The organism is uncultured Kiloniella sp. (assembly GCF_937128705.1).
In the GTDB taxonomy this organism is placed as follows: Bacteria; Pseudomonadota; Alphaproteobacteria; order Kiloniellales; family Kiloniellaceae; genus Kiloniella.
Map to the genome: position 1 here is coordinate 1 of NZ_CAKZMP010000344.1, position 7,335 is coordinate 7,335.

Sequence of the window (7,335 nt, forward strand, 5' to 3'; positions counted from 1 at the left end):
TTGGCTGGTGATCTTGCCAAGGTTTGCCCTGATGGTGTCGATGTCTATTTTGATAATGTCAGTGGCCCAATTTCAGATGCTGTTATGAATTTGTTTAATATCGGCGCCCGGATGACTGTTTGCGGTGTGATTGGCATTTCACCGAACCAAGTAACTGGCCCGCGGGTGTCGCGAACCATGCTGGTGAAGAGGGCCAAGATGCAAGGTTTCCTGATTTTTGATCATATGCACCGTCTCTCCGAAGCTGTTTCAGGTCTCTTGCCTCTCTACAAAGCAGGGAAATTAAGTTTTAGCGAAGAGATTTTTGAGGGGCTGTCTTCTGCCCCTAAAGGGTTGGAAAGTCTTCTGAGCGGAGCTAATCAAGGTAAGGTTATCGTAAAATTATAGAGAGAAGGCGGTAGGAGGAAGGAACTGCCTGACATCGTCGTCTCTCTATTGATCAATTATCCGCCCTTTATAAAGCGTTCCTTCTTTGGATATCCATGTGATGAGATTGCCTTGGACCGTCATATCATAACAAGTCCAGCCAAAAGGTCTCCATTGCGAGCAATACTGATCAGCTTGCACGTTCCATTTTCCCTGTTCTGCTTTTCTGCCCTGTGCCTGATAATGGGTTATTCCTGAAGCATTGAAGGTTTGCCAGAAACCATTATTTGCATCCTGGCGATGAACAACCTTTTTGTCTGTGAGATACTGTCTGATCTCCTCACCGGATAGTTTTCTTTCTTCGCTGTATGCAAGTGTTGGGAAATTGATGAGAGTGATCAGGATGGTGATGTATTTGTAAAGGCTCATGTACTGGTTAACTTTTCCGGAGAGAATGTGTTTCTTTGAACTTATAGCGTTTTCAAAAAACATTACCTTGTCACGATCTTGTGAACTTCGAACCATATAATAAAAACAGTGATTTATCAGGGCTAAGAGGGAAGTTACAGTGCCTATAATAACTATTATAATAATCCGATCTTTAAATTCGATACTTTTATTTCCACTTAGTCTGTCCTAAGTATTTAATATCAAAAATATAGCTTTATCTTTCAGGAGCCTGTTGTATGCCGACCTATCACGATGATGATGTTCAATATGATTATGATCTGTTTGTAATCGGTGGGGGTTCCGGTGGTGTTCGTGGTGCACGAATGGCTGCGGCTACGGGCGCTAAAGTCGCTTTGGCAGAGGAATATCGCTATGGCGGAACTTGCGTTATTCGCGGTTGTGTTCCCAAGAAACTCTTTTCCTATGCAAGCCATTTCCATGAAGAATTTGAAGATGCCGCCGGGTTTGGTTGGTCCGTAGGTGGTAGCTCTTTTGACTGGAAGACACTGATTGCCAATAAAGATAAAGAGATTGATCGCCTTGAAGATATTTATAAGGGCATTTTGAAGAATGCAAATGTAACAAGGTATGACGGGCGTGCTGTTCTTGAAGACAGGCACACTGTACGTGTTGGCGATCAGACCTTTACGGCTAATAAGATCTTGTTAGCTCCTGGCGGTCATGTTGTCTTCCCCGAAGGAAAGGGCTGGGAGCATGCGATTAGCTCTAACGAAGCTTTTCATCTGGATGAGCTGCCCAAGCGCGTGATCGTCTATGGTGGTGGTTATATTGCGGTCGAGTTTGCAGGGATTTTCAACGGTCTTGGGGCCGATGTAACACAAGTTTATCGCGGTGATGCACTCTTGCGTGGATTTGACCGTGATGTTCGCGAATTCCTCGGCGCTGAAATGGCTAAAAAGGGTATCGCGCTTGAGCTTAATTTGACGATTGAAAATATAGAAAAAACAGATGGCGGACTGGAAGTAACCTATTCTGATGGGCGCAAGGTCGAAGTGGACGCTGTTTTTGCGGCAACAGGTCGTAAGCCGAATGTTGAGGGACTTGGTCTTGAAAAGGCTGGTGTTGAACTAAACAGCAAAGATGCGATCAAGGTCGATGAATTCTCGCAGACAACGGCGAAGAATATCTATGCTGTTGGCGATGTGACTGATCGGATCAATCTGACACCTGTTGCCATTCAGGAAGCAATGGCTTTTGTTGATACTGCCTTTAAAGGCAAACCCCGCGCGATGGATCATCATAATGTTGCAACCGCTGTCTTCAGTCATCCGCCCGTTTGTACGGTTGGCTTGAGCGAAGAACAGGCGCTGGATCGTTATAGTGATGTCGACGTCTATCAATCGTCCTTCCGACCCATGAAGCATACCCTGTCTGGTCGTGACGAGAGAGCTTTGATGAAGCTGATTGTTGAAAAACACGGCAAGAAAGTTGTTGGGCTTCATATGGTCGGTGCTGACTCGCCTGAAATCGTTCAGGGATTTGCCGTTGCGATCAAAGCCGGGGCGACGAAGGATATGTTTGACGCAACTGTTGGCATACATCCAACTGCTGCGGAAGAGTTTGTCACGATGCGCGAGCCTGTGAAAAAATAACGAACTTACATTTATTGTTTTTAATTACAAAGGGCTGCACGAAATTCATGCAGCCCTTTGTTTGTGCATAGAACATGACTTTCAAACTTTAAATTATTTAAGAAAAGTCCAGTTTTTGTAGAAGATACCATTAAATTTAATGAACACAGTCTGCATGATTTGCATGAAGACGTTTTGTAATCCTGTGAAGGCTGATGGCCGCAGCACGTCAACAAAGACACAATAGCGTTCATGGTCTTCTTCATTTATGGATTGATGCTGGATCGTGTCATCAAAAATGAAAAGAGGTTCATCGTGCCAGTAGTGTTTTTTGCCATCGACCTCGATATAGATATTATCACTTTTAATCGGTGTCAGGTTATAAAGAACACGTAGTGTCAGGCGTAAGGGGCCAAAGTGTAGTGACGTCGATTTCTTTTTATTAAAAACGGATACGCCGATGGTCTTGATATAGGTAAATTCCTTGTTAAAGGCTGGAACCGCATCATTGGTGTTTTTGCCATACCATTTGTAAAACAACATACCGCGGCTTTCTCCACCAAGCTGGGCGCGAATATCGCTGATGATTTCTTCTTTGTTATCGTCAAATTCTTTTAGGACACTGGCAATTTCGTCGCGATGTCCTTCGGGGAAATCATTCAGCTTATAAACATATCTGTTCCGATCAGAAATGAGATCAAGGAACAGATTGATCGGGGATAAGGCCCAAGTCAGCATGCCGTTGCCTGTAAAATATTTTTTTGCCAGATCTGCTGTAACCTGATGGTGACGTCCGACATCCAGAAGCCCCATGATGATAAAAGCAATGGTCAAGAGGGGGATAAAATAGAGGAGGATCGCCAGCGGAATGATTACACGTAATAATCTGCTGATCTGTTTCTTGCTCATAAAGTGACCCTTAGCTTCTGACCGAATACGATCTGTCTCTGATATTTCTGGCTGAGCCTGATATCTTGGTAAGATCGATCGGCGGTGTGATTTTCAAACTGGCTAACGTTTCTTCTATGTATATAGCCCGTCGGCTGAACTGTTTCAAATGACGAAAAGCTATAAGTGCGAATCGCTATCAACTAATCATGAATAGGCTTTGCTGCAAATGAAATTCTGGTGAAATCTGAATTCTAGATGCCTATATCAAGAGTATCTTCCGTACTGCGGATATGCTTGAGATATGTATTTTTGATGAATATATAAGATAAGTAAGGCTTTGTGCTGGTAAAGGACAGAAAAGACGATTAAAACTGTCAAACGTGAAATTATATTGTGTAATTTAGAGGTATTGTAAATGAGCGCGAAATGGACACCTAATTCCTGGCGCGCCAAGGATATTCGGCAAGTGCCCGAATACCCGGATTCTGCTGTTGTAGATTCCGTGGAAAAAACCTTGGCGGGCCAACCGCCACTGGTTTTTGCAGGCGAGGCACGCAGACTACGTAAGCAACTTGGTGAAGTGGCCGAAGGCCGCGCCTTCCTGTTACAGGGCGGCGATTGTGCAGAGGCATTTGCCGAGTTTCATCCCGATAATATCCGCGATACCTTTAAGGTAATGCTACAAATGGCTGTGGCTTTGACCTTTGGGGCTGCTTGCCCTGTTGTTAAAGTTGGCCGTATGGCAGGACAATTCGCCAAACCACGTTCAGCGGGAACAGAAACAATCGATGGTGTGGAGCTACCAAGCTATCGTGGTGATATCATTAATGGTATCGGTTTTACCCCTGAAGAACGCATTCCTGATCCGGAACGTTTGGTGAAGGCTTATCACCAATCAGCTTCGACGTTGAACCTGTTGCGAGCTTTTGCTCAGGGTGGTTATGCCAATCTTCGTAAGGTTCACGACTGGAATCATGACTTCGTTCGTAATTCAGCACAGTCAGATCGCTATGAAGCCTTGGCCCAGCGTATTGATGAAGCCATTGGTTTTATGGAAGCCTGTGGGTTGACCGAAGAAAAGGTTCCGCAGTTGAGCGAAACTGATTTCTACACCAGTCATGAAGCCCTTCTTCTTAATTATGAAGAATCCCTGACCCGCGTAGATAGTCTGACTGGTGATTGGTACGACTGTTCCGCACATATGCTGTGGATAGGTGATCGTACAAGACACCTTGACGAGGCGCATGTCGAATTTATGCGTGGTATCCATAACCCGATCGGTATGAAGTGTGGTCCGACATCCAATCCGGATGATCTGCTGAAACTTATTGATCGCTTGAACCCGAATAATGATGCCGGACGTTTGACTCTGATCGTTCGTATGGGCCACGACAAAGTTGAAGAACATCTTCCGGCACTGATCCGTGCGGTTGAGCGTGAAGGCAAGAAGGTGGTGTGGTCATGTGATCCTATGCATGGCAATACCATCAAGTCTTCTAGCGGATACAAAACACGTCCGTTTGATCGTGTTCTGGCAGAGGTTCGTAACTTCTTTGCTGTTCATAAAGCTGAAGGCACCTATGCAGGTGGTGTTCACTTCGAAATGACAGGTAAGGATGTGACCGAGTGCATCGGTGGAGCGCAGGCGATTAAAGATGAAGATCTTTCCGCACGTTACCACACCTATTGTGATCCGCGTTTGAATGCCAGCCAATCCTTGGAATTGGCCTTCTTGATTGCGGAACAGTTGAAAGACGAGCGTGAAAACCGTTCCTCTTCACCTGTTGCACAGGCGTCTTAAGGTTCTGACGATTAACGGGTAAGCTTTATGCCTGACAGTACACACGAAAAACGTCAACAGAACAGACACCAGAGGGAGGAGCGATCCTCCCTCTGGCCTGTTGAAGATAAAGACATCACGGCTTGGACAGACCATTATTTCAATAGAAGTAAAAAGGTTGTTGAAAAGTTTGGTGATCAAAAGGTGACCTATGCCATCTTTATGCGGCGTCCAGTCGTGTCCGCGCCGGGTCTTGTTATCAAGTGGCTGGAAGAGATGGCAGAAAAACGTAACTTTGATCTTGAAATAGATCTTCGTTACGCCGAAGGACGCTGGGTCGGTGCGGGTGAGCCTATAATGTACCTGACAGGATCTCTGGTACATCTGGTTGATCTTGAGACCTTGCTGTTACAGCGTCTTGGGCCTGCCTGTGTGGCTGCATACAATGCCTTTACGATGTGTTCAGATCTTCATTCCGTTGCTTTTCTTGCAATGGATGCGCGCCATTGTGCCGGAACCGACATGGCTGAAATTATGGCCTATGCTGCTTCTGTTGGCGCAGATCGGGCCAAGCGTAAAAACGGGGCAATTGGTTTCATTGGTAATGCGACGGATGCAACAGCGCACTTCTTTGGACAAGATAGCGGCATGGGGACGATGCCGCATGCTTTGATTGGCTATGCAGGATCGACACTGAAAGCTGCGGAAATGTTTGATGAGACCTTTCCGGGTGATCCCATGACTGTGCTGGTCGATTATTTCGCCCGTGAGATTACAGATGCACTGACGGTATGTCGTCGTTTTCCAAAACGTGCGGCTGAAGGTCTGTTGTCTGTGCGTTTGGATACGGCGGGAAGCCGATTTGTCGAGACACTTGATCCGCCGAGTTCTTATGCGGTGCTAGAACGTAATGTGCCGCGGGCAATCCGTGGCTATCGTAACGAAGAAGAACTTCGTTATTTGGTAGGGCCTGGAGTATCTGCCGCTGCGATTTGGACGATGCGCGAAGCTTTGGATAAAGAGGGCTTTACCAAAGTCAAAATTGTTGCCTCATCCGGTTTTAGCCCGGCAAAGTGTCGCTTAATGGCCGAGGCGGAAGCACCGCTTAATGTCGTTGGTACAGGAAGTTACCTGCCTAATCGTTGGTCTGAAACCTATGCGACGGCTGATATTGTAGAATATGACAACGTTCCCCGTGTGAAGGTGGGACGAGAGTTCCTGATTAGAAAGTAAATAAGTAACAATGACTGAAACAGTCACAGACGCATCAACAGATACATCTATTGAAGATCTTATCGATAGTTTTGAATTCCTAGATGATTGGGAAGAACGATATCGTTATATCATTGAGATGGGGCGAAAGCTTCCGGCTATGGACGATGCTCTCAAGACAGAATCTTCCCGTGTTCAAGGGTGTACGAGTCAAGTGTGGCTTGTGTGTAATGTGGATGAAAGCACGCCGCAGCGTTTGAGCTTTATTGCCGATAGTGATGCCCATATTGTCCGCGGGCTTGTTGCTGTTCTTCTGATGATCTTTTCAAATAAGACTGCCCAGGAAATCAAGGCGATTGATATTGATGATATTCTTGCTCGACTTGAATTCTCTCAGCATCTTAGCCCGAACCGTGCCAATGGTTTGCATGCCATGGTAAAGCGTATTCAGGCTACTGCCGAAAGCTATTGCTGAGATCAGTAACGGCTTGTAAATGCCTTCAAAAGTATAAAAGCTCGCAGAAATTTTCTGCGAGCTTTTTTTGTGACTTTATAGTACGGGGGTATTGGGTCGGACTAGAAGGTTCCGGGATAAGAGCCACCATCGAGAAGCCAGTTCTGTCCGGTAATAAAGCCTGCACGTGTGCTGCACAGGAATGCGCATGCAGCGCCGAACTCATCAGGTTTACCAAAGCGCTTGCTTGGGTTTGATGACTGGCGTTTGGCCCATTCTTCCTCAAGCGTTGTGCCGTTCTTTTTCGCAGCACCTTCCAGTGTCGCGGTCAGACGATCTGTTTCAAACGGTCCAGGCAATAAATTGTTAACTGTAACGTTATTTGCGGCGACTTCCCGGGCAAGGCCAGCCACAAAACCGGTTAAGCCAGACCGCGCACCGTTGGACAGCCCCAATATAGAGATAGGTGCTTTTACGGCGCCAGAAGTGATGTTCACGACGCGTCCGAATTTACGATCAATCATGCCGTCAATTACAGCTTTGGTGAGCAGAATTGGAGTGACCATATTGGCTTCCAAAGCTTTGTGCCA

7 protein-coding genes and 1 pseudogene are annotated in these 7,335 nt (G+C 46.1%); 5 read left to right on the forward strand and 3 right to left on the reverse strand.

All coding sequences use genetic code 11. From position 1 onward, the window contains the following. Positions 1–387 (forward strand): annotated as a pseudogene (locus tag Q0241_RS17440) (NADP-dependent oxidoreductase); the annotation flags it as partial. Positions 388–432: 45 nt separating this feature from the next. On the opposite strand, the gene Q0241_RS17445 reads toward Q0241_RS17440, so the two are convergent. Then, positions 433–858, reverse strand: coding sequence for a hypothetical protein (locus Q0241_RS17445; RefSeq protein WP_299379975.1), 426 nt, complete (start codon positions 856–858; stop codon positions 433–435). A gap of 194 nt (positions 859–1,052) precedes the next feature. On the opposite strand from Q0241_RS17445, the gene gor reads away from it, so the two are divergent. Next, positions 1,053–2,429 (forward strand): glutathione-disulfide reductase, encoded by a 1,377-nt coding sequence (gor, locus tag Q0241_RS17450; RefSeq protein ID WP_299379978.1) that lies wholly within the window; start codon positions 1,053–1,055, stop codon positions 2,427–2,429. Positions 2,430–2,522: 93 nt separating this feature from the next. Here gor and Q0241_RS17455 read toward each other — a convergent pair whose 3' ends face one another. Continuing rightward, positions 2,523–3,317, reverse strand: coding sequence for an aspartyl/asparaginyl beta-hydroxylase domain-containing protein (locus Q0241_RS17455; RefSeq protein ID WP_299379980.1), 795 nt, complete (start codon positions 3,315–3,317; stop codon positions 2,523–2,525). 397 nt (positions 3,318–3,714) lie between these two features. Between Q0241_RS17455 and Q0241_RS17460 the strand changes: the two genes are divergently transcribed. The 3 genes from Q0241_RS17460 to Q0241_RS17470 are packed head-to-tail and all read left to right on the forward strand — an operon-like array spanning position 3,715 to position 6,766. Further along, the gene (locus tag Q0241_RS17460) at positions 3,715–5,100 is read left to right on the forward strand and encodes a class II 3-deoxy-7-phosphoheptulonate synthase (RefSeq protein ID WP_299379983.1); all 1,386 of its coding nucleotides are present in this window, start codon (positions 3,715–3,717) and stop codon (positions 5,098–5,100) included. Between the two features lie 27 nt (positions 5,101–5,127). Then, entirely contained in the window at positions 5,128–6,312 is a 1,185-nt protein-coding gene (locus tag Q0241_RS17465; RefSeq protein ID WP_299379986.1) for a nicotinate phosphoribosyltransferase, read from the forward strand. 10 nt (positions 6,313–6,322) lie between these two features. Further along, positions 6,323–6,766, forward strand: a complete 444-nt coding sequence (locus Q0241_RS17470; protein ID WP_299379989.1) for a SufE family protein — start codon at positions 6,323–6,325, stop codon at positions 6,764–6,766. Positions 6,767–6,867: 101 nt separating this feature from the next. Here Q0241_RS17470 and Q0241_RS17475 read toward each other — a convergent pair. Continuing rightward, positions 6,868–7,335, reverse strand: a 468-nt coding sequence (locus tag Q0241_RS17475) for an SDR family oxidoreductase (RefSeq protein ID WP_299379992.1), incomplete at its 5' end; no start/stop codon positions are given.

Excerpts from the sequence above, each read along its gene's own strand:
- Q0241_RS17445 (WP_299379975.1), bottom strand. The coding sequence starts at position 858 with ATGTTTTTTGAAAACGCTATAAGTTCAAAGAAACACATTCTCTCCGGA.
- gor (WP_299379978.1), top strand. The coding sequence starts at position 1,053 with ATGCCGACCTATCACGATGATGATGTTCAATATGATTATGATCTGTTT.
- Q0241_RS17455 (WP_299379980.1), bottom strand. The coding sequence starts at position 3,317 with ATGAGCAAGAAACAGATCAGCAGATTATTACGTGTAATCATTCCGCTG.
- Q0241_RS17460 (WP_299379983.1), top strand. The coding sequence starts at position 3,715 with ATGAGCGCGAAATGGACACCTAATTCCTGGCGCGCCAAGGATATTCGG.
- Q0241_RS17465 (WP_299379986.1), top strand. The coding sequence starts at position 5,128 with ATGCCTGACAGTACACACGAAAAACGTCAACAGAACAGACACCAGAGG.
- Q0241_RS17470 (WP_299379989.1), top strand. The coding sequence starts at position 6,323 with ATGACTGAAACAGTCACAGACGCATCAACAGATACATCTATTGAAGAT.